18 protein-coding genes are annotated in these 21,983 nt (G+C 65.6%); 12 read left to right on the top strand and 6 right to left on the bottom strand.

What is annotated here, in order from left to right; genetic code table 11:
• The first annotated feature begins 105 nt into the window (after positions 1–105).
• From mhpA to AC6CID_RS11190, 3 genes are read left to right on the top strand one after another with little or no spacing between them, the layout of a single operon-like run.
• Positions 106–1,725, top strand: a complete 1,620-nt coding sequence (gene mhpA, locus AC6CID_RS11200) for a bifunctional 3-(3-hydroxy-phenyl)propionate/3-hydroxycinnamic acid hydroxylase MhpA (RefSeq protein ID WP_498353963.1) — start codon at positions 106–108, stop codon at positions 1,723–1,725.
• A 14-nt stretch (positions 1,726–1,739) separates the two neighbouring features.
• Positions 1,740–2,804 carry a maleylacetate reductase gene (locus AC6CID_RS11195; protein ID WP_037217882.1) on the top strand — a complete coding sequence of 355 codons (1,065 nt, stop codon included), beginning with the start codon at positions 1,740–1,742 and terminating at the stop codon, positions 2,802–2,804.
• Positions 2,805–2,818: 14 nt separating this feature from the next.
• Complete coding sequence (locus tag AC6CID_RS11190; protein ID WP_006553078.1) at positions 2,819–3,724, top strand: dioxygenase family protein; 906 nt, start codon at positions 2,819–2,821, stop codon at positions 3,722–3,724.
• A 144-nt stretch (positions 3,725–3,868) separates the two neighbouring features.
• On the opposite strand, the gene AC6CID_RS11185 is transcribed toward AC6CID_RS11190, so the two are convergent.
• The 3 genes from AC6CID_RS11185 to AC6CID_RS11175 all read right to left on the bottom strand — a co-directional run bounded on the left by AC6CID_RS11185 (position 3,869) and on the right by AC6CID_RS11175 (position 8,487).
• Positions 3,869–5,233 carry an MFS transporter gene (locus tag AC6CID_RS11185; RefSeq protein ID WP_498353962.1) on the bottom strand — a complete coding sequence of 455 codons (1,365 nt, stop codon included), beginning with the start codon at positions 5,231–5,233 and terminating at the stop codon, positions 3,869–3,871.
• 38 nt (positions 5,234–5,271) lie between these two features.
• Entirely contained in the window at positions 5,272–7,632 is a 2,361-nt protein-coding gene (locus AC6CID_RS11180) for a cytochrome P450/oxidoreductase (RefSeq protein ID WP_498353961.1), read from the bottom strand.
• A 174-nt stretch (positions 7,633–7,806) separates the two neighbouring features.
• Positions 7,807–8,487 (bottom strand): IclR family transcriptional regulator, encoded by a 681-nt coding sequence (locus AC6CID_RS11175; RefSeq protein WP_006553075.1) that lies wholly within the window; start codon positions 8,485–8,487, stop codon positions 7,807–7,809.
• 514 nt (positions 8,488–9,001) lie between these two features.
• On the opposite strand from AC6CID_RS11175, the gene AC6CID_RS11170 reads away from it, so the two are divergent.
• From AC6CID_RS11170 to AC6CID_RS11160, 3 genes are all read left to right on the top strand, one after another.
• The gene (locus AC6CID_RS11170) at positions 9,002–10,531 is read left to right on the top strand and encodes a sugar transferase (RefSeq protein ID WP_498353960.1); all 1,530 of its coding nucleotides are present in this window, start codon (positions 9,002–9,004) and stop codon (positions 10,529–10,531) included.
• A 170-nt stretch (positions 10,532–10,701) separates the two neighbouring features.
• Complete coding sequence (locus AC6CID_RS11165; RefSeq protein WP_363889264.1) at positions 10,702–11,760, top strand: MBL fold metallo-hydrolase; 1,059 nt, start codon at positions 10,702–10,704, stop codon at positions 11,758–11,760.
• Positions 11,761–11,867: 107 nt separating this feature from the next.
• Complete coding sequence (locus AC6CID_RS11160; RefSeq protein ID WP_230811541.1) at positions 11,868–12,305, top strand: SRPBCC family protein; 438 nt, start codon at positions 11,868–11,870, stop codon at positions 12,303–12,305.
• Here the strand turns inward: AC6CID_RS11160 and AC6CID_RS11155 are convergent.
• Both AC6CID_RS11155 and AC6CID_RS11150 read right to left on the bottom strand, forming a co-directional pair.
• Positions 12,296–13,414, bottom strand: coding sequence for a sensor histidine kinase (locus AC6CID_RS11155; RefSeq protein WP_064851766.1), 1,119 nt, complete (start codon positions 13,412–13,414; stop codon positions 12,296–12,298). The two genes, AC6CID_RS11160 and AC6CID_RS11155, sit on opposite strands and share 10 nt — an antisense overlap.
• Complete coding sequence (locus tag AC6CID_RS11150) at positions 13,411–14,097, bottom strand: response regulator (RefSeq protein WP_019290981.1); 687 nt, start codon at positions 14,095–14,097, stop codon at positions 13,411–13,413. Before AC6CID_RS11150 ends, AC6CID_RS11155 begins: the two co-directional genes overlap by 4 nt.
• 190 nt (positions 14,098–14,287) lie before the next feature.
• On the opposite strand from AC6CID_RS11150, the gene AC6CID_RS11145 reads away from it, so the two are divergent.
• From AC6CID_RS11145 to AC6CID_RS11130, 4 genes are all read left to right on the top strand, one after another.
• Positions 14,288–14,947: a DUF305 domain-containing protein gene (locus AC6CID_RS11145; protein ID WP_112320182.1), complete on the top strand. Its 660-nt coding sequence runs from the start codon at positions 14,288–14,290 to the stop codon at positions 14,945–14,947.
• Between the two features lie 48 nt (positions 14,948–14,995).
• The gene (locus tag AC6CID_RS11140; RefSeq protein ID WP_498353959.1) at positions 14,996–17,062 is read left to right on the top strand and encodes a heavy metal translocating P-type ATPase; all 2,067 of its coding nucleotides are present in this window, start codon (positions 14,996–14,998) and stop codon (positions 17,060–17,062) included.
• Between the two features lie 268 nt (positions 17,063–17,330).
• Positions 17,331–18,770, top strand: coding sequence for a sugar transferase (locus AC6CID_RS11135; RefSeq protein WP_498353958.1), 1,440 nt, complete (start codon positions 17,331–17,333; stop codon positions 18,768–18,770).
• Positions 18,771–19,302: 532 nt separating this feature from the next.
• Positions 19,303–20,223 (top strand): SDR family oxidoreductase, encoded by a 921-nt coding sequence (locus AC6CID_RS11130; protein ID WP_213933763.1) that lies wholly within the window; start codon positions 19,303–19,305, stop codon positions 20,221–20,223.
• Between the two features lie 92 nt (positions 20,224–20,315).
• Here the strand turns inward: AC6CID_RS11130 and AC6CID_RS11125 are convergent, their stop codons facing one another.
• Positions 20,316–20,558: an aspartate dehydrogenase domain-containing protein gene (locus AC6CID_RS11125; RefSeq protein WP_498353957.1), complete on the bottom strand. Its 243-nt coding sequence runs from the start codon at positions 20,556–20,558 to the stop codon at positions 20,316–20,318.
• Positions 20,559–20,857: 299 nt separating this feature from the next.
• On the opposite strand from AC6CID_RS11125, the gene AC6CID_RS11120 reads away from it, so the two are divergent.
• Complete coding sequence (locus AC6CID_RS11120) at positions 20,858–21,037, top strand: hypothetical protein (protein ID WP_498353956.1); 180 nt, start codon at positions 20,858–20,860, stop codon at positions 21,035–21,037.
• Entirely contained in the window at positions 21,034–21,525 is a 492-nt protein-coding gene (locus tag AC6CID_RS11115; RefSeq protein ID WP_016932009.1) for an acyltransferase, read from the top strand. The genes AC6CID_RS11120 and AC6CID_RS11115 overlap by 4 nt, the downstream gene beginning before the upstream one ends.
• Positions 21,526–21,983 lie beyond the last annotated feature (458 nt).

Below are 21,983 nucleotides of genomic sequence, written 5' to 3'. Positions count from 1 at the left end.
AGGGATATGAGCATGCAATCAAAACTGAGGGATTGCTCAATATTGAGGACTATGTCACCATGGTCTCAGTCGGTATGACGTAGATCACCCGAAAGGCCACTCGCCATGACGAACCTCCACACTCTTCCCGCGGACGACGTCCGACAGTTCGACACCGATGTCGCCGTCGTCGGCTGCGGACCGGTCGGCACCCTCCTGGCGGTCCTTCTCGGCCGGCAAGGGCATCGCGTCACCGTCGTCGACAAGTGGCCCACCCCCTACGAGCAGCCGCGCGCCGTGACGTTCGATCACGAGATCGCCCGCATCCTCGCCGTTCTCGGCATCGATTCGGACGACGATCCGGCGATCGAGTTCCACGACGATCTCTACTACTGGCGCAACGCCGCCGGGGAGACCCTGCTCGAGGTGGATTGGAAGTCCGTCGCTGCCTCGGGGTGGCGCACGCGCTACTGGTTCTCCCAGCCCGAGCTCGAGAAACGTCTGCGCGAGGTCGCGGCCGAACTGCCCACGGTGACCATCCGGCGCGGCTGGACCGCAGTGGGTCTCGAACAGGACGCGAACGGCATCACCGTCAGCGGCACGGTGACCGACATCGCCGGTGCGTCCGTGCAGGAACAGATCCGCGCGCAGTACGTCGTGGGAGCCGACGGTGCCAACAGCTTCGTCCGGCAAGCCCTCGAGCTGGACTTCACCGACCACGGCTTCTTCTTCGACTGGCTGATCCTCGACATGATCCCGAAGGGCGACCTGCCCGACCTGGGTCCCACTCACTGGCAGCTGTGCGACCCGGTGCGACCGACGACCATCGTTCCCGGCGGCCCCGGCCGGCGCCGCTGGGAGTACATGGTGCTGCCCGGCGAGGACCCGACCGAACTCGCGTCGGAGAAATCTGCCTGGCGACTGCTCGAGCCGTGGGGCGTGAACCCCGACAATGCGGAGCTCGAACGCTCCGCCGTCTACCGGTTCCAGGCGCGCTGGGCCGAGACATGGCGTCGCGGAAGGGGACTGATCGCGGGAGACGCCGCACACCTCATGCCGCCCTTCGCGGGCGAGGGTATGTGTGCGGGCCTGCGCGACTCCGTCGCCCTGGCGTGGCGCCTCGACCTGGTGCTGTCGGGCCGGGCGGACGACGCCGTTCTCGACTCGTACGGCACCGAACGCAAGGGGCACGTGCGTCACTACATCGACTTCTCGATGCGTCTCGGGCAGGTCATCTGCATCGCCGACCCCGAGGAGGCGGCGGAGCGAGATCGTCGCATGATCGCAGAGGCAGCCTCGTCCGACGGCGCTCCGGTCGTCCCCGACATCGCCTCTCTCGGACCGGGTATCTGGCAGCAAGGCTCCGCGCACGCAGGCGAACTGTCGGTGCAGGGCATCGTGGAGGCGAACGGCCGGTCCGGACGGTTCGACGACGTGGTCGGGCGCGGGTGGATCATCCTGGGACGTGGAGAGTCACCGGCCGACCTGCTGACCGTCGAACAGTCGCGGCGGTGGGCCGATCTCGACGGTCGCTGCGTGCGTATCGGAGAAGCGGAGTGCGACGTGACGGACGTCGACGGAACGTACAGCGCATGGCTTGACGAGATCGGAGCGGAGTTCGTGATTCTGCGACCCGACTTCTATGTCGCCGCCACCGCGTCGGATACTGCCGGGCTGCAGGCCTCGCTCGACACGATCCTCGCCGGCCTCCACCTGACCGTCGACGTGACCACCCCGGCCGCGTGAAAGGAAGATCGACCATGGCTATGGATTTCCACCACGTCACCCTCGGTCAACGCGTGCTGTTCGGGGCGGGACGAGCGGCCGAGAACGCTGCCGGAGAGGTGTCCCGCCTCGGCGCGACCCGCGTGATGGTCGTGGCCTCACCCGCCGAAGAGACTGTGGCGCAGCAGGTGTGCCGCGACATCGACGTCGCCGTCTTCCACGACGGTGTCGCCCCGCACGTGCCGGTCGAGCGCGCCGAGGCTGCACGAAAGGCGGCCGCAGAGCATGCAATCGACCTGATCGTGAGCGTCGGAGGCGGCTCCACCACCGGACTCGCCAAGGCCGTCGCACTCACGTCCGGCATCCCGATCGTCGCGGTGCCCACTACCTACGCCGGATCCGAGGCAACAAACGTATGGGGTCTGACGGAGGCCTCGCGGAAGACCACCGGCGTGGACACAGCGGTGCTGCCCGTCAGCGTCGTCTACGACGCACAGCTCACCCTGTCGCTGCCGGCAGAACTGTCGGTGGCGTCGGGTCTCAACGCGCTCGCGCACTGCGTCGACTCCATGTGGGCACCGCGCGCCGACCCGATCAACCGGGCACTCGGCGCCGAAGGCATCCGGGCGCTCACCGAAGGACTGCCGGCGATCCAGGCCGACCCGTCGAATCTCGAGGGGCGCGAACAGGCCCTCTATGGCGCCTACCTCTCGGCGGTGGCGTTCGCCTCCGCCGGTTCGGGCTTGCATCACAAGATCTGTCACGTCCTCGGCGGCGCCTACGACCTGCCACACGCCCAGACCCACGCCACGGTGCTGCCCTACGTGCTGGCGTTCAACGCGCCGGCAGCGCCCGATGCCGAACGCCGGATGGCCGCGGCCTTCGGTGCCGATACCGCCGTCGCCGGCCTGAACGCGTTGCGCGCCGAGCTGAATGCTCCGCGCGCGCTGAAGGACTACGGCTTCGACGAGTCGAATATCGACGAAGCGGTCGAGCTGGTCCTGCCCGTCGTACCCCCGTCGAACCCTCGCTCCGTCTCCGCCGACGACCTGCGCGATCTGCTCCGCAGCGCGCACGCCGGCGACAACTTCCCGTCGTAGAAAGGACAGCGGCCATGACCGTCGAACCCGGTACCCGCACCACCCCCGCCCAACAGGCCCTCGAAGAAGAACTGATCGGCCGGGTGCTGGCGTCCTTCGAGAACACCCCCGACCCGCGGCTGAAGCAGATCATGCAATCGCTGACGACGCACCTGCACGCCTTCATCCGCGACGTGCGCCTGACCGAAGCCGAGTGGAACAAGGCCATCGAGTTCCTCACCGCCGTCGGGCACATCACCGACGACAAGCGTCAGGAATTCGTCCTGCTCTCCGACGTTCTCGGTGCGTCGATGCAGACCATCGCTGTGAACAACCAGGCGTACAAGGGTGCGACCGACGCGACCGTCTTCGGCCCGTTCTTCGTCGAGGACGCACCCGAGATCCCGCTCGGCGGCGACATGGCCGGCGGCGCGTCGGGCCAGCCGTGCTGGATCGAGGGCACCGTCACCGACACCGACGGCAACCCCGTGCCCAATGCTCGCATCGAGGTGTGGGAGTGCGACGAGGACGGCTTCTACGACGTGCAGTACACCGACGGGCGTGTCGCGGGTCGCGCGCATCTGTTCACCGACGACCAGGGCGCCTACCGATTCTGGGCACTGACACCCGTCCCGTATCCCATCCCGCACGACGGTCCGGTGGGGAAGATGCTCGACGCGACCGGTCGCTCACCCGTGCGTGCCGCGCACCTGCACTTCATGGTGAGCGCCGACGAGCTGCGGACCCTGGTCACCCACATCTTCGTCGACGGCGACCCGCAGCTCGAGATCGGCGACAGCGTCTTCGGCGTGAAGGACTCGCTCGTCAAGGAGTTCGCGCAGCAGGCGCCCGGCACCCCGACGCCGGACGGACGCGACCTCGGGGACAGCTCCTGGGCCAAGGCCCGGTTCGACATCGTGCTCGCGCCCGAGGGCGTCTGACCCCCACCGGTTGACGCGGTGAAACGAGGTTCGCCCCTGCAACACGCCGGGCGAACCCCGTTTCACCGCGCGAAGTTGTTTCGCAAAAGCCGAACCCCACCGGCGCCGGGGACGGCGTCGGTGGGGCTCGACATCAAGGTGTGCTCAGTAGAGTTCTTCAAGCTTGTCGAGATCGACACCTTTGGTTTCGCGACTGGTGGCCACGGCGATCACCGTGATCGACATGGTGATCACCAGGTAGACGATGACTGCGGTGGCACTGAATCGGTCGACCAGCCACACCGCGATGAACGGGGCAGGCGCTCCGGCGATGATCGACGAGCCCTGGAACACCAGCGACGAACCGGCGAAGCGGTACTTGGTGGGGAAGAGTTCCGTGATCCATGCGGCTTCCGGGCCGGCGAGCATGCCGTGCAGCAGCGCGCCGACGCACACACCCACACCGAGCGCGGTCATGTTCTCGGTGTGCACCAGGGAGAAGAAGATCGGCGCCCAGATGACGAGCGACACGGCCGGGACGAGCATGGCGATCTTGCGTCCCACCCGGTCGGACCACCATCCGCCGCCGATCATTCCGAGGAACTGGCAGACCGACGCGAAGGCGACGGTGGTGACGATGGCACCGCGCGTGTAGTCGAAATAGGTCGTGGCGTAGGCGATGACGAAGATCGTGTAGACGTAGAACGCAATGTTCTCGCCGAGGCGCATGCCGAGGCCGTGGAGCAGCGGGCGCGGCTTACGCAGGGCCGCGATGATGCTGGACGATTCCTTGCGTACGGCCTTGTCCTCGGCGGACTCGGCCTTCGCCTGTGCGGCCTGGTAGACCGGAGATTCCTCGACACCCCGTCGGATCAGGAAGCCGATGATCAGCAGGGGCACGGCGAGGAGGAAGGCGACGCGCCAGCCCCAGTTGTCGAAGGCGTCCCCGGGGAAGACGACCGCAAGGATGCCGACCGTGACGGTGGCCAGGACGGTACCGGCCGGCGCTCCGGACTGCGGCCACGCCGCCCAGAATCCACGGCGCTTGGGTTCGCCGTATTCGCTGACCAGGATGACTGCGGCACCGAACTCGCCACCGAGGGCAAAGCCCTGGATCATGCGCAGGACCACGAGGGCGACGGTGGCCCAGATACCGATCTGGCCGTAGGTCGGCAGCAAGCCGATCGCAGCGGTGGCACCGCCGAGCATGAGGAACGTCGCCACCAGGATGGGTTTGCGCCCGAACTTGTCACCGAGATGACCGAAGACGATGCCGCCGAGGGGCCGGGCGACGAACCCGAGTCCTTGTGTGGCGAGTGCCATCAGCAAGGACGCTACGGCGTTGCCGCTGGGGAAGAACAGAGGGCCGAGGACGGTCGCGGCAAGGATGCCGTAGATCGCGAAGTCGTACCACTCGAGGACGGCGCCGGCCATGCTGCCGGCCAGAACCCGCTTGAAGGGGGTTCTGGTGGTCGGTGTGCCGGAGTCCGGTGGAACCGACGGCGTACCCGACTGCTCGATGGTGGTCATGTCGTGCCTTTCGGATCAGTTTCGGGGGCTGCTGTGTGTCACAGCTGGAGGGTCAGCTTGTCGCCGCATGCGCGGGAGCAGCAGGTCATCATGGTTTTCCCGGCTGCGCGCTCGGCCTTGGTGAGGACCAGGTCGCGATGGTCGACCTCGCCGTCGAGGACAGGTACCTCGCACGCACCGCAGATGCCTTCCTCGCAATCGCTCTGCGCGTCGATGTTGGCGGCTCGAAGTGCCTGGAGCACTGTCTGATCGGCGGCGACCGGGACGGTGATGCCGGAATCCTTCAGCACTACGTCGAAGCCGTGTTCCTTGGACGGGTCGAGTTCTTCGAGCGTGGAGGAGAAGTGCTCGACGTGCAGGGTGTCGTCGGGCCAATGGGCGGTGGCCTCGCTCAGTGCGGAGAGCAGACGTTCGGGACCGCACGAGTACACCTGTGTGCCGTCTTCCGGGTCGGCGAAGAGCGAAGGAAGATCCATTCGGACGCCTTCGTCGCCGGGATAGACCCGGACACTCTCGCCGTGGTCGCGGGCGAGCCGGTCGAGGAACGCCATCGAGGTACGCGAGCGTCCGGCGTAGTGGATCTCGTAGTCGCCGCCGGCGGCCTTGACCTGGTCGGCCATCGCGATCACCGGGGTGATGCCGATGCCGCCGGCGATGAAGACGTACCGCTTCGCGTCGGGGTCGAGTTTGAAGTGGTTGCGGGGACCGCGTACACGCAGCGTGGCGCCGACGGCAAGTTCCGTGTGGATCCAGCGCGACCCGCCCCGACTCTCCCGATCGTGGAGGACGGCCACCTGGAAAGTGGTGCGGTCGTGCGGATCACCGCACAGTGAGTACTGCCGCGACACTGCACCGCAGTCGACGTCGATATGCGACCCGGCGGACCATTTCGGCAGCGGCCGCCCGCTCGTGTCGCGCAGGGTGATCAGCAGGGTGTCGTCGGCAACGCGTTCCAGCCCGGAGACGGCCATGGTGCGAGCAATCGTGTTCTTCGACGGTTCGCCGATCTTGACCGGCTGCTGAAGGGACAGCAATTCCGGGTCGGCTCGTTCGGGGTTGCGCGTCGGATCCCAGCGAACCCACACATGATCGGGTCCGCGGAACGAGGTGTTGGGCAGGTAGGTGAATTCCTGATCCGGGACCAGCTCCATGTGTGGCAGGCGCCGGGTCAGTTCTTCGAGGAAGATCTGGATCTCCATGCGTGCGAGGTTTTTTCCCATGCACTGGTGGCTGCCGTACCCGAAGGTGAGATGGTCACTGGCGTTGTCGCGCCGGATGTCGAAGTCGTCGGCCTGGTCGAAGTGGCGTTCGTCGTGGTTCGCGGACGAGTTGACGATCAGTAGCTTCGCCCCGGCAGGAATGGCGACACCGTTGATCGTGGTGTCCGCGGTGACGAGACGCCGCCACGCCGCTACCGATCCGGAATGACGCAGGCATTCTTCGACCGCGTTGGGGATCAGGCTCGGGTCGGCGCAGATCTCTTCCCACACGTCGCGATGTTCGAGCAACAGCCGCAAGGCATTCGCAGAGGCGTTGGCGGTCGTCTCGTGCGCGGCGACGATGCCGGCCATCATCATCGAGTGCAGGTAGGAGTCGGTGACGACGTCCGGCTGTTCCTGCTGAACGCGGATGCCGAAAGGCATCCAGCCGTGCCCGCTGGGATCCTTCCGCATCTTGTCGAGAACGGTGCCCGCGAACTGCCAGAACTTCCCGACGGCATCGGCGACGGCGACCTGCTGCTCGGGAGCCGGACGTCCCCACGTGTTGACGGTGTGTGCGATCGAGTACTCGCGCAGGGTGTCCATGTCCTCCTCGGGCACACCGAGGAAGTGCAGGGCGACGGTGAGCGGAACCTCCCAGAGCATCTCGTCGACGAGGTCGACGTGACCGGCATCGATGAAACGATCGACGTATTCGCGGGTCAGCCGGCGCACCATCGGCTCGTGGTGGGCGAGCGCGGCGGGAGTGAAGGGCTCCATCAGCGCTCGCCGTCGCGGCATGTGTGCCGGTTCGTCCTCGTTGACGAGAGTGCGGTTCATGGCATAGCCGTATCGGGCCAGAACAGCGTTCGCCTCGTCGGAGGTCGGGGTGATCTTCTCGAGAGCGATCGAAGGCGAGAAGAGTTCGTTGTCGCGGAAGACGGCTTTGACGTCTTCGTAGCGCGTGACGACCCAGTAGCCGAGTTCGGGACTGTAGTAGACCGGTTCTTCGTCCCGGGACCACCGCAGAGATGCGGCCGGATCCACCTGGTACGGCCCGGTGAAGGGATCGAACGCCGCGGCGCGCGGGGAGACAGGGCAGCCGGTCGGGGAGGTGAAGGCGGTGTGGTCGATGGGGCAATGGCTCTCCGCGGCGGGTTGCGGGGTGTCGAGGACGGTGCCGATCGACTGACTCGTCATGATGCTCTCCATCTGCGAACTGCGAATTTACTTTTATCGAACATATGTGTTCGTTGAACGCACATTCAGACGGTAACGGTGGTCACACTCGGCGTCAATGCCGGGGTTGGATCTCTGTGCTGAGGGCAAGAAAAGGACGCCCTCAGCGGGCGTCCTCGAGCGCGGCTGTACTGGTCAGGTATCGAGCAGGCTGTTGATCCGTGCGGCGGTCGCCACAACGGCGGTTGCCGCAGTGTCGGTATCGAGACCTTCGATCGCGACGACGCCGACGCTCGCCTCGAATCCCATGCCCTCATGGTCGACGGGAGAGCGCACGCCGGCTGCCACGCCGACAGCGCCGTGTTCGAGTTCGCCGGCGGTGATGCTGAAGCCGTCCTCGCGTGCGCGTCGGATCGCGTCGGTGTCGGACTCCGATGCGGGGCGACCGGCAAGGATGGCGATACCAGCCGCGCCCTTGGACACGGGATGTCTGGTGCCGACTCGGTAGCCCACTCGGAGGATGCCCGAATCGGGTTCGGCCACCGCGATCACTACGCACTCGTCGCCCTCGAGGGTCGACAGGAAAGCGGTGGCCGATGTCTGCTGAGCCAGGTCTCGCAGGAGCGGTTGCGTCACCTCGCGCAAGCGGGGACGGAAGCGCGAACCGAGTAGTGCGGCTCCCACTGCCAATCTGATCCGGCCGTCGTGCATTCGGGCTACGAGCGAGTGTGCTTCGAGAGTCGCGACGATTCGATAGCCGATGGCCCGAGCGACCTCCAGCTCGGCCGAGAGTTCCGCGATCGAGATTCCCCCTGGTCGCTGCGACACGATGTCCAGCGCGCGTAGACCGCGATCAAGGGTCTGGAGGGTGCTCAACAGTTCTCCTCGGGGCTCTCGCTAGCGATACCGAAGCCTATCCCGGCCACATCTCCGGCTATCGGCATGGCGGTCGGGTTGCGCGGGCCGCGTGGTGTCCTCACCACCGGGCAGGGGGCGCTTGATGTTTCGGAAACTCGAAGTAACACTATTCGGCGCCCGGCTCTCGTCGATCTCGGGAAATCGATCGGGCCCCGGGTTGGAAAGAACGTCACATAAACGTGATTATCATCACTTCTCGTATTCCCATCGTTCGGACTACGACCAGGTAGATGCACTCGAAGACCAAGGGATTCAACCGAACACACGACACGATCCCATGACCGGCTACCGAACAGGGTCTGGATTTCGCGGCTGATCTGCGACAAGACTTCGATTCACACGTAACGCTCAGTTATTTCTCAGGGATAGTTCGGGTAACGCTCGCTCGAGTCCGGTTCCAGCGCCGGGGCCGGATTCGTCGGGAAATAGTTTTGTCTCGGGGAGGAGACACATTCATGGGGAGGACTGCGGGATGACGACGGTCGATGATCGAGGGCTCGACCCGTCCGACGCTCCGCGGCGCGCACCTGACCGTGCGCCCGCGGACGCGTCGCCCGGCACCGGTGTCAACCGGTGGAAGTGGCAGAACGTGTACGTGAAGAGGCTGTGCCTCACGGACGCGATCACCGTGGTCCTCTCCGTGATCCTGGCGCAGACCGTCCGCTTCGGCTACGAGGATCTACTCCGCGCCGGAGGTGGCGGTCAGCTCGATTACACGGTGGTATCTGCCGTCCTCATCGTGGCCTGGCTGGGCGCGCTGAGCGTCTTCCGTACGCGGTCGCGTCGCGTGATCGGTGCCGGTTACGACGAGTATCAGCGGGTCATTTCGGCGACGCTCGCCGTGTTCGGCACCATCGCCATCATCGCGCTCATCACCAACCAGCAGATCGCGCGTGGCTTTCTTGCTATCGCGTTGCCGGTGGGTCTTGCCGGTTTGCTGTTGTCGCGGTGGGTGTGGCGGAAGGTGATCGCGCGCAAGCGTGCTCGGGGTGAGTTCCAGACGTCGGTACTCGTTGTGGGCGGTGCCCGGGCGGTGCGGCACATGGCGAGCACCTTCTCCCGTCAGGACGGGGAAGGCTATTGCGTTGTCGGTGTCTGCGTGCCGCGCTATTCGGGTGCGCCCGGTGATGTGATCGATGTCGACGGCCGGGAGATCACCGTCTACGGCGACGAGCACTCCGTCGTCGAAGCGCTCGAGTTGTCGGGGGCGGACACGGTGGTGGTCACCGCCACTGAAACCCTGGGCAGCGACGGTTTGCACGATCTGGTCTGGCAGCTCGAGCCGCTCGACACCGACCTGGTCGTGGCGACGGGTGTGGTCGATGTGGCCGGTCCGCGTATCGAGATGCGTCCGGTGGCCGGCCTGCCGCTGATCCATGTCGAGAAGCCGAGCTATCACGGGGCGAAGCGGTCGGGGAAGCGGATCTTCGATCTGGCGTTTGCGGGCCTGGCGTTGCTGGCGTTGGCGCCGGTGTTCGCGGTGGTCGCGCTGCTCATCAAGTTGGAGGATCGGGGTCCGGTCTTCTACAAGGCCGAGCGGATCGGTCTCGACGGTGAGCCGTTCGGGATGGTCAAGTTCCGGTCGATGGTCACCAATGCCGACAAGATGGTCGATCGGCTGCTCGCGCAGAACGAGGGTGCCGGCCCGTTGTTCAAGATGAAGGACGATCCGCGGGTTACGCGGGTGGGCAGGGTGATGCGGCGGTTCAGCATCGACGAGTTGCCGCAGTTCCTCAATGTGATTCGTGGGGAGATGAGTGTGGTGGGTCCGCGTCCGCCGTTGCGGCGTGAGGTCGAGGCCTACGACGGTCGGGTCAAGCGCCGGTTGTTGGTGCGCCCCGGCGTGACGGGTCTGTGGCAGGTCAGTGGCCGCTCGGATCTGTCGTGGGACGAGTCGGTGCGCCTGGACCTGTCGTATGTGGAGAACTGGTCGATGGTGAGCGATGTGTTGATCATCGGTAAGACCGTCAAGGCAGTGCTCGCCAGCGACGGCGCCTACTGACACAAGCTCGAAAAAGAACGGCCTCGGGGTTTCGACTCCGGGGCCGTTCTCGATCTCCGACACCCAACCGTGATTTGACTTTCCGCTGTGATGACCCGCACAGTATGTACGCACAGCGTTCGTGACGTACGCAGTGCGTACAGTTCTGATTCCCTTGGAAGGAACCTCCGGTGTCACGACGCTCATTCGAATTCGGCCGACTCCGCACTGCGGCAGTAGTGGGGTCGGGTGTTCTCGCGCTCGCCCTCGCAGGCTGCAGCACCGGAGAATCCGCTGCTCAGGACACGGTCCAGGAAACGACGGTCTCGGACGGCTCTGCCTCGGACTCTGCCCACCCCGCGGCCGACGCTCCCGCCGAGGGAGAGATGCGCGTGACGCTGCTCGGCACGGGCAGCCCGGTGCCGAGCACCGAGCGCTACGGCATGTCCACGCTGGTCCAGGCCAACGGTCTGAACCTCGTCTTCGATGCGGGGCGCGGAGCCACAGTCCGCCTGACGCAGGCCGGCGTTCCGGTCGGTCAGGTCGACGCCGTCTTCCTCACCCACTTCCATTCCGACCACATCAACGGTTTGTCCGACCTCTGGATGAGCAGCTACGTCCCGGCACTCGGTGGGCGCGAGGGCGCCTTCCAGCTCTACGGACCCGTCGGCGTCCGGAACATCGGCGACGGAATGCAGAGCACCTACCGCAACGACATCGACGTGCGCGTCGCGGACAAGGAAGTCGATCCCGCGACCACGCCGATCGAATCGCACGAGTTCGCAGAAGACGGCGTCGTCTTCGACCAGGACGGCGTCACCGTCACGATGTTCACCGTGGAGCACGATCCGGTCGGTGCGATCCAGCCGGCGGTCGGCTATCGCGTCGACTATGCGGGCAAGTCGGTGCTCATCAGCGGCGACACCGTTCCCACCGAGAACGTCCTGAAGTTCGGTGAAGGCGTCGACGTGCTGGTGCACGAGGTCGCCGACTTCGAGGATCCGTCGGCGCTCCCCAGCGTGTACGCGCATCACACGAACCCGCAGCAGGCAGGCGACATCTTCGAGCAGACCCAGCCGAAGATGGCGGTCTACAGCCACATCGTCAACGGCATCCCCGGCCGCGTCCCCGGCATCTCCGATGAGATGCTCGTCGAACGCACCCGCGAGAACTACGACGGCCCGCTGACCGTCGGCACCGACCTGATGACCTTCCTCATCACCGGCGATGAGGTGCGCGTCGACAGCTGATCGACAGCACGGACCGAACCCCGCCGGCACCATCGGCGGGGTTTCGCCGTGCGGTATCCGGGGGCATCTGGTCCCTGTACCGCGTTTCCCGACGAGGAGGATCCGACATGGCGGCCACCGTCTCCGATCGTTTCGACATCGACGCCACACCCGAGCAGGTGATGCGCGCCCTGAAGGATGTCGAGCGCATTCCCGAGTGGTCGTCGGCGCACAAGAGCGTCGAGGTGCTCACCCGGGACGACGACGGCCGGCCGCTCCGGATCCGCATGACCCTGTCGCTGCTCGGCTTCTCCGACACCCAGACGATCGAGCATTCGTGGACAGAGAGTTCGACGTCGTGGACTCTCGTCGAGAGCTCCATGCAGCGCAGCCAGGACGGCGAGTACGCACTCGAACCGACCGAGCGCGGCACGCGAGTGCACGTCACCATGTCGCTCGAACCGAAGGTCCCGGTTCCCGGCTTCGTGCTCAAGCGCGGCCAGAAGCATGCGGTCGAAGCGGTCCGGAAGGGGCTGACCGAGTTCGTCCTGTCCAATTACGCCTGACTCGCCGTCGGCAGTTCCAGAGTGAACCGGGCTCCGCAGCCCGGTCCGTCACTGTGCGCGTGGATGCGACCATCGTGGGCTTCGACGAGTGCCCGCGCGATCGTCAGGCCGATGCCGCTGCCGCCGTGATTCCGGTCGCGGGCGGTGTCCGCGCGGTAGAACCGGTCGAAGAGGTGGTCGAGGTGATCGGGCGCGATGCCGGCGCCCGTGTCGGTCACGGTGATCTCCGTTCGGCCGCGGCCCAGGATGCGAGTGGCGACGGTGACGTTTCCTCCTGCCGGTGTGTGCCGTAGGGCGTTGTCCAGCAGGTTCGCCAGCACCTGTCCGAGCCGGTCGGGATCGACCGTCACCGGCGCAGATTCGACGACCTCGGCCTGCAACGTCACGCCTTTGCCGTCGTACTGCTCGCGCACCGCGTCGACCGCCGTGGCGACGAGGGTGCCGGTGGTAGTGGGCACCCGATGGATGCGGGTGAGGTGCTCTTCCGCCCGGGAGACCGCGGTGATGTCCTGTGCCAGGCGGTTCAGCCGGTGGGTGGCGGCTCGCAGAATCTGCCGGGTGTCGTCGTCGAGAGTGCGGACGCCGTCCTCGAGTGCTTCCAGATAGGAGTCGAGTGTGGCGATGGGTGTGCGCATTTCGTGTCCGAGGTCGGCGAGCATTCTGCGCCTTGTGATTTCGGTGGCTTCGAGGCGTCGTGCCAGCTCGTTGAAACTGGTTGCCAGTTCGTCGAATTCGTGGCCGAGGTCGGGGCTGGGGACGCGGGTGTCGTAGCGACCTCCGGCGATCTGCGCGGTAGAGGTGGTCACCGTATCGAGCGAACGCTGGATACGACGCGCGATGTACCAACTGACCGCCGAGGCCAACAGCACTGCGATCGCGACCGCCAGACCCCACGCGAGGACGATGGCCCAGGTGAAGGCTTCTTCGACGTGGGCGGCCTGGCTCGAATCGTGATCGATCCCCGCTTGTCCGAGATGGTCGTGGAAGATCCCGGGAGCGAGAGCGGACGCGACCAGCCATGCGCTGACGGCACATCCGACGACGACGGCCACGAGCGCGAGGAACAGGCGGGTGCCGAAACTCGTCGCGGTGGGGGAGCGGGACTTCATTGTCCTGTACCCATCCGGTAGCCGACGCCGCGGACGGTGCGCACGAAACGTCCCTGGTTCGCGTCGTCGCCGAGTTTGCGGCGCAGATGGCCGATGTGCACGTCCACGAGGTGGTCGTCACCGACCCAATTCTGCCCCCACACGGCCGCGATGAGCTGTGCCCGGGTGAACACGACGCCGGGGTCCTGGGACAGGGCGGCGAGGATGTCGAACTCGGTGCGGGTGAGCGCGACCGGTGTGTCGCCCACGGCGACCTCCCGTCCGTCGACGTCGATGGACAGATCGCCGAACACGCGGTCCTGCCGGCCCGTAGAGGCTGAGATCCGTGCAGTGGTCCGGGGACGACGCAGCATGGCCTGGATGCGGGCCATGAGTTCGCGCGGGCTGAACGGCTTCGTCAGGTAGTCGTCTGCCCCGACGGACAGACCGATCAGGGTGTCGACTTCCTCGGTACGCGCGGTGAGCATCACGACGTACGCGTCGGAGAAGGTTCGCAGCTGCCGGCACACCTCGACACCGTCGAGTCCGGGTAGGCCGAGGTCGAGCACCAGGATGTCGGGGTCGACCTGCCGCGCGAGGGTCACGGCCTCGGATCCGTCGCCGGTGATCGTCACGTCGAAGCCGTCGCGTTCGAGATACGAACCCACGAGCTTCGCCAACGACTCCTCGTCCTCGACGACCATGGCTCGCATCCGGGCGGTCGAGCTCGGGACGGGTGCGGATCCGCCGGAAGGTCCCGTCACACGGGCAGAAGAAGGCATGGGATCCATCATCGTCACCCGCAGAGGTGCTGACGATGCGCCCGCAGATCTTGAGCAAATCTTCATGCGATCTCCATCGGATCCCGGGAGTACACCCGCGAGGGTGGACATCATGAACAAGAAGACTCTGGCTGCCGGTGCGATCGCGCTGGCGGTGACGTTCGCAGCGTCGGCGTGCAGTGATTCCGGTGGCGACGAAGCAACCACGGCGACCGCCACTTCGGTCCCGACATCCGCCGAGGCGAACTCCGCGCGGTTCGACCAGGACGATGTGATGTTCTCGCGCATGATGATCCCGCACCATGCGCAGGCCATCGAGATGAGCGACATGCTGCTGGCAAAGGACGGCATCCCGGAGCCGGTGAGGGCGCTGGCCGAGCAGATCAAGGCAGAGCAACAACCCGAGATCGAGCAGTTCGAGGCATGGCTCCAGGAATGGGGCATGCCCATGCACGGGGACGACGCTCCTGGAATGAACGGCCACATGTCCGGCATGCCATCTGTCTCGGACATGCCGGGTATGGACGACATGCCGCACATGGACGGGATGATGAGCGAGCAGGACATGCAGGCACTGTCCGACGCGCAGGGTGTCGACGCGGCCCGCCTGTATCTGGAGCAGATGATCGTCCACCATGAGGGAGCGATCGAGATGGCGCAGGACGAGATCGAGGACGGGCAGTACCCCGAGACCGTCGAGCTGGCCCGCACCATCGCCGACACGCAGCAGAAGGAAATCGACACGATGCGTCAGTTGTTGACCACTCTATAGCCGATCCGCGTCGTAGGTTCGTCCCGTCGGCCGAGTCAGGAGCTGTCGATGTCCCAGCAGGTGCACGAACACACGCACGAGCACGAGCACGCCGGTCACGATCGTCACGCGGGACACGGCGCCCACGGCGAGATGTTCCGGCGACGGTTCTGGGTCAGTCTGATCCTGTCGGTGCCGGTCGTGGTCTTCAGCCACATGGTCGCCGAGCTCTTCGGCTACCACCTCCCGGATGTTCCGGGTACCGAGTGGATCCCACCGGTGCTGGGCACCGTCATCTTCTTCTATGGCGGCGTGCCGTTCCTGACCGGCGGCTGGGCCGAACTACGTTCCCGCCGACCGGGGATGATGCTGCTCATCGCCATGGCCATCAGCGTCGCCTTCGTCGCGTCGTGGGCCACGACTCTCGAGGTCGGCGGTTTCGACCTGGACTTCTGGTGGGAATTGGCGCTGCTGATCGTCATCATGCTGCTCGGTCACTGGCTCGAGATGCGGGCGCTGGGTTCGGCGTCCGGAGCACTCGAAGCACTGGCCGCGATGCTGCCCGACACTGCCGAGAAGGTCACCGACGACGGTGTGGTCGAGGTGCCGCTGCACGAAGTGGCTCTCGGCGACGTGGTGCTCGTGCGCGCGGGAGCACGCGTGCCCGCCGACGGCACGGTCATCGACGGCACCGCCGAGGTCGACGAGTCGATGGTCACCGGCGAATCCAAGACCGTCACCCGCGACGTCGGCGACACGGTGGTCGCGGGCACCGTCGCCACCGACAGCGCGCTGCGGGTGCGGATCACGGCGGTGGGGGAGGACACCGCGTTGGCCGGCATCCAACGCATGGTCGCCGATGCCCAGGCATCCTCGTCCCGCGCGCAGGCCTTGGCGGATCGCGCCGCGGCCTTCCTCTTCTACTTCGCCGCGATCGCGGGTGCTCTCACCTTCCTCGTGTGGACGTTGCTCGGCAATCTCGACGAAGCGGTGGTCCGTACCGTCACCGTTCTCGTCATCGCCTGCCCTCACGCGTTAGGTTTGGCGATCCCGCTGGTGATCGCCATCTCGACCGAACGTGCGGCTCGGGCGGGTGTGCTCGTCAAGGATCGGTTGGCGCTCGAACGCATGCGCACCGTCGACGCAGTGTTGTTCGACAAGACCGGCACCCTCACACAGGGCAGGCACGAGGTCACCGGTGTCGTCGCCACGGCGGGAACCGACGAGGATCATCTGCTCGCTCTGGCAGCAGCGGTCGAAGCCGACAGCGAGCACCCGGTCGCGCGAGCCATCGTCGCCGCCGCCCGTGCCCGCGTGCCGTCCGCCGAGCGGATGGCAGTGACGGACTTCCGCTCGTTGCCCGGCCGAGGCGTGCGTGGACTCGTCGACGGAGTGGAGGTGACGATCGGCGGACCGTCCATGCTGTCGTCCCTGCAGTTGTCGGTGCCCGACGACGTCGCCGCGGTCACCGACGGATGGGTACGACGCGGTGCATCGGTGCTGCACGTTGCCTCCGACGGTCGGGTGCTCGGCGCGGTGGCGCTCGAGGACACCGTGCGCGACGAATCGCGGCAGGCCGTCGACGCCCTGCATGCGCGGGGCGTGAAGGTCGCGATGATCACCGGTGATGCCCAGCAGGTGGCCGACGCCGTGGCCGCCGATCTCGGCATCGACGAAGTGTTCGCGGAAGTGCTCCCGGAACACAAGGACGCGAAGGTCGCCGAATTGCAGAAGCGCGGGCACACCGTCGCAATGGTCGGCGACGGGGTCAACGACGCGCCTGCCCTCGCGCGAGCCGACGTCGGTATCGCGATCGGAGCGGGCACGGACGTCGCGATCGAGTCGGCCGGTGTCGTCCTCGCCGCGAACGATCCGCGAGCAGTGCTGTCGATCATCAAGCTCTCGCACGCGAGTTACCGCAAGATGTGGCAGAACCTGCTGTGGGCAACCGGATACAACGTCGTCGCCGTTCCGTTGGCGGCCGGTGTGCTGGCCTTCGCCGGTATCGCGATCTCGCCGGCCGTGGCCGCGGTGCTCATGTCGGCGTCGACGATCGTCGTCGCGCTCAACGCGCAGACGCTCAGGCGCCTCGATCTCGACCCCGGGCACGCTACCGACGGACGAGTTTCTCGATAACTTCTCTTTTGTTGACGCGCGCGAGCGACACTTCTGTGAGACGATCTCAATCGCATAACGTATCGGAGTCGCTACGGAGGACGCGGCATCGATATACGGGGTTGTCGACGTCCGAGTGCAGGGAGGTGCTCGAGCGTCGAAGCGTCTCGGGGAGGAGACACACTATGAGGGTTCTTCCGTCATGACCACAGTTCGTCACACGAACGACGATGCTGCACATGACCTTTCGCTTATCGACACCAGTACCGGCGCTCCGGCCGGTGCTCGGATGTCCACCAGATGGGGATGGCAGAAGTCCTACGTCAACACTCTGTTCGTCACCGACGCTCTGGTCGTCGTGCTGGCCATTGCGCTCGCGCATGTGATGCGGTTCGGGCAGGATTCGCTCGTCACCATGGACGGCGTCGGAACGCTGAGTTACACGCTGATCTCCGTTGCGTTCGGCGCGGCGTGGATCGCATTTCTTTCCCTGTTCCGTACCCGCTCCAGGCGGGTCATCGGCGCCGGCTTCGAGGAATATCAGCGCGTCGTTTCGGCGACGCTCAATCTTTTCGGTCTCGTTGCCATCGTGGCGCTCATCTTCCGGATGGAGCTTGCGCGCGGCTATCTCGCCATCGCTCTGCCCGTGGGTCTCGCGGGACTGCTGTTCTTCCGGTGGGTTTGGCGACGAGCTGTCGCACGTCGGCGCCGGAAGGGTGAGTTCACGACGTCAGTGCTGGTGGTGGGTGGCGCTCGCGCAGTTCGCCACATGGCCGGCACGTTCCAGCGCCGTAGCGGTGAGGGTTATCGCGTGGTGGGCGTGTGCGTGCCGCGGTATTCCGGTGTGCCGGGCGAGAGTATCGATGTGGACGGACGGAAGATCCCGATCCACGGCGACGAGAGCACCGTCGTCGAAGCGTTGCGTGCTTCGGGTGCCGACACCGTCGCGGTGACCGCCACCGAGACCCTCGGCCACGAAGGCATCCGCGACCTGCTGTGGCAGCTCGAACCCGAGCGCGCCGATCTGGTGGTGGCGACGGGCGTCGTCGATGTCGCCGGCCCGCGCATCGAGATGCGCCCGGTTGCCGGGTTGCCACTGATCCATGTGGAGAAGCCGAGCTATCACGGTGCGAAGCGCAGCGGGAAACGTCTGTTCGACCTCGCCTTCTCGCTCGCCGCGCTGCTGTGTCTGGCTCCGGTCTTCGCTGTCGTAGCGCTGCTCATCAAGCTCGAGGACGGCGGCCCGATCTTCTACAAGTCCGAGCGCATCGGTATCGACGGCACCCCGTTCGGAATGATCAAGTTCCGCTCGATGGTGCAGAACGCCGACAAGTTGGTCGACAAGCTGCTCGATCAGAACGAGGGCGCCGGCCTGCTCTTCAAGATGAGAGTGGATCCGCGCGTCACCCGTGTGGGTCGGGTCCTGCGCCGGTTCAGCATCGACGAGCTGCCGCAGTTCATCAACGTCGTGCGCGGCGAGATGAGCGTAGTGGGTCCGCGTCCGCCGCTGCGCCGTGAGGTGGAGAGCTACGACGGCCGGGTCAAGCGTCGCCTGCTGGTGCGTCCCGGTGTCACGGGCCTGTGGCAGGTCAGCGGCCGCTCGGACCTGTCGTGGGACGAGTCGGTGCGTCTGGACCTGTCGTATGTGGAGAACTGGTCCATGGTCTCCGACGTCCTGATCATCATGAAGACCGTGAAGGCGGTCGTCGCCAGCGAAGGCGCGTACTGATCTTCGATCGAGCGATTCTCGCCCCAAGATCAACTTCGCGGTAGTGTCTCAGGCTGTCGCCGTCCCCTGCACGGTGACATCGAACCCCGCCGGAAGGTTACTCGCATGGCCTTCCGGCGGGGCTTCTGTTGTCTGTGGGCACACTTCTTCTGGCCCGAGTAGGTCTTATGCCTCCAGCGGCAGGGTGAATTCATCGGGTGATATCCGGCCCGTCAGGCTACGAAACACGAAGTTGGACCGTTGTCCAACTTGTGCAGTGGATTGTGTTCGTACTCCTCGGTTGGGTTGTCGTGTCGATCGCCGTGGCCGTGATCTTAGGGCGAATCATTCGGGCTCGTGACCAGCGCGAGGCCCCGCCACCGTTTCCCGAAGACGGTGATACGCGATGGGAGGACGCCGGTTGAGCCGGTGATAGCTGCCTCGACGGTCTTCGGGCATCCGGGGGCGTTTGCGAGGCGGGTCCGGCGGGAAGTCGACTGTCAACGAGATCTGCGCAGTTCGACGACTCCACCGATGTACAGGACGGTATTTCATGCCTGAGGAAGACGTACACACCACTAAGACCGATCAACTGAAGTTTCAGGATCCGACCACTCGCTACCCCTCCATCTCACCTCCGAAGCAGGATCAGCCCGAGCCGGGACTCGACGCCGACATGGTGCCCAAGGCCGACATCGGCGAGTTCTCGTATCGGGGCACGGGCCGCCTCGAAGGTCGCAAGGCGCTGATCACCGGTGGCGACTCCGGCATCGGCGCTGCCACTGCCATCGCGTTCGCGCGCGAGGGCGCCGACGTCGCGATCTCGTACCTGCCGGACGAAGAACCCGACGCCAAGAATGTCGCACGCATCATCACCGAGAGCGGTCGCAAGGCGGTCACTCTCCCCGGTGATCTGACGGATGCCTCGTTCTGCTCCGACGTCGTGAACCAGGCGGTCGAACAGCTGGGTGGACTGGACATCCTCGTCAACAATGCGGGCAAGCAAATCGCGGTAGAGGGGCTCGACGACCTGCCCGACGATCAGCTCGAGCAGACCTTCCAGGTCAACATCCTCGCGATGTTCCGCACCACCCGTGCGGCGTTGAAGCATCTGCAGCCGGGCTCGACGATCATCAACACCACCTCGATCGTGGCGTACCAGCCGTCGCCGGCGTTGATCGACTACTCGTCGACGAAGGCCGCGATCAACAACTTCACGAAGAACATGGCGACCCAGCTGGCGGAGAAGGGTATCCGTGTGAACGCGGTTGCGCCCGGACCGATCTGGACGCCGTTGCAGCCGTCGGACGGCCAGCCGAAGGAAGAACTGCCCGAGTTCGGGCAGAACACCCCGCTCGGACGTGCGGGACAGCCGACCGAACTGGCACCGGCCTACGTGTTCCTGGCGTCACCGGAATCGAGCTACGTGGTGGGTTCGACGATCCACGTCAACGGTGGGATGCCGTCGCCGTAAACAGATCGCCTCACCCCGCAACGGGGGACAGGTTCGAGACGAGTACCACCGCGTCCGAGTCCACGCTCTGGAGCAGTGCCGCGACGACGGGGTCACGGACCACGCCGTGATCGCGGACGTGCGACCTCCCAAGGTGGGATCGATCGCGTTGGTGAGGTCCGCTCGTAATTCCTGACCGGCGAACTCCATTCGACGATGGGGCGGATGCTCGTCGCATCCGGGTGTGCGACAACGACGACTTCGACACGGTCGAGGCCGATCGTCGCCAATGCGAGGGCTACGGACGAGTTCAGCGTGCGGGGAAGGGCAAGTACTGCTTCGCTGAGTTGATTCATGAGTCGGTGTGGGCGGCTGGGCTCAGCCAGGTTTGCGAAACAGACGAGGAACAGCGCGGACGACTCCCGTACCGTCCACGCAGATGCGTTACGAGCGGGTCAGATGCGAGGACCATAGCGAGGATGAGAAACAATCCCCTCCATGAACGACACGCAGATCGACATCTTGTGGGGCCTAGCCGGAGGCGCACTCGCCGGCCTGTTCATGTCCGCATTGATCGTCGTTGCGTAGCTGAGCGCCTGGTGCCGCGCCGGCACTCGAGATGCACCCCTAGGCACCCTCACGGAGAATGCACCTCATGCACTTAATGGATGTCAGGATCAAGCCTGTCTACTGGTGGGCGCTCGCCGTGCTCGTCGCAATCACCATCGCTGTGATGGGTGGCATCTTCAAGTACACGCAGGACCACGGCACCTACTACGAGCGCCACCCCGAGAAGCGCATCGAGATGCTCCACGGGGCAGGATCTGCTGAATGACGATCAAGGGTTGGCTCGCCAACAGTCCCGCCGCATCCGCGCTCCTGCACTCGAAGGTGCGACTTACGCTGCTCCGGGCAGCAGGCGCGAAGATCGGCCGCGCTCGCATCATGCACGGCATGACCGTCGGCGGCGATATATCCGGGCTGACCATCGGCGACGGAGCGTTCCTCAATACAGGCTGCTCGCTTCATCCCACGGGTGGCATCAATATCGGTGACAACGTGTCGTTCGGTCCGCGAGTGATCGTCATGACCGGCACCCACGAGATCGGCCCCAGCGTCAAGCGGGCCAGCGATCCCACCAACTTTCAACCGGTCATCATCGGAGATGGCGCATGGCTCGGCGCCGGGGTCATCGTCAATCCCGGGGTCACGATCGGGGCTGGTTGCATCGTCGCGCCCGGCGCGGTCGTCACGAAGGACTGCGAGCCGAACGGGCTCTATGCTGGCGTGCCCGCAATCCGTAAGCGAGACTTGGACGTGTGACCCACCTGCCCTCGTGGGACACTCCCCTGGTCGAGTACTCCTCGCGGAGGCTCAAACTGTCCTACCTGCGGCTATGTAGGGGAGGGAATCGCAGCGTCTGTTCGGGCCAATCGGTTGCGACTCATTCTCGACCGCTCACTCCGAAGGCCAGAATGCAGCAGCTCCACCGTCAGTACTTTCGGCGATCCGGTGATGTGCGGATGCAATGACACGGTCCACTCAAGTGCAGTCGTGGACAGCATGTACGACACCGTCCGGAGTGGCGTTGACGACTAGTGCGACCTCTGGCTCCACGCGCCGTCCTGGCGGAAGCGCAGACCAGAGTCCACCCACGCGCCACCCTGCCTGGCCCTGACCGCAGCATCGACACACGCCCCACCGACTCGGACGCGAGCACCGGATGTCGGCCTAGGATGTTCCTGCTCGACATTGCCGACCGTGAGTGCGTGCGTGTAGAA

This window comes from Rhodococcus sp. GQ147, assembly GCF_059759155.1.
The sequence above is the reverse complement of the archived record's forward strand: the minus strand, read 5'-3'. Positions and strand labels throughout refer to the sequence as shown.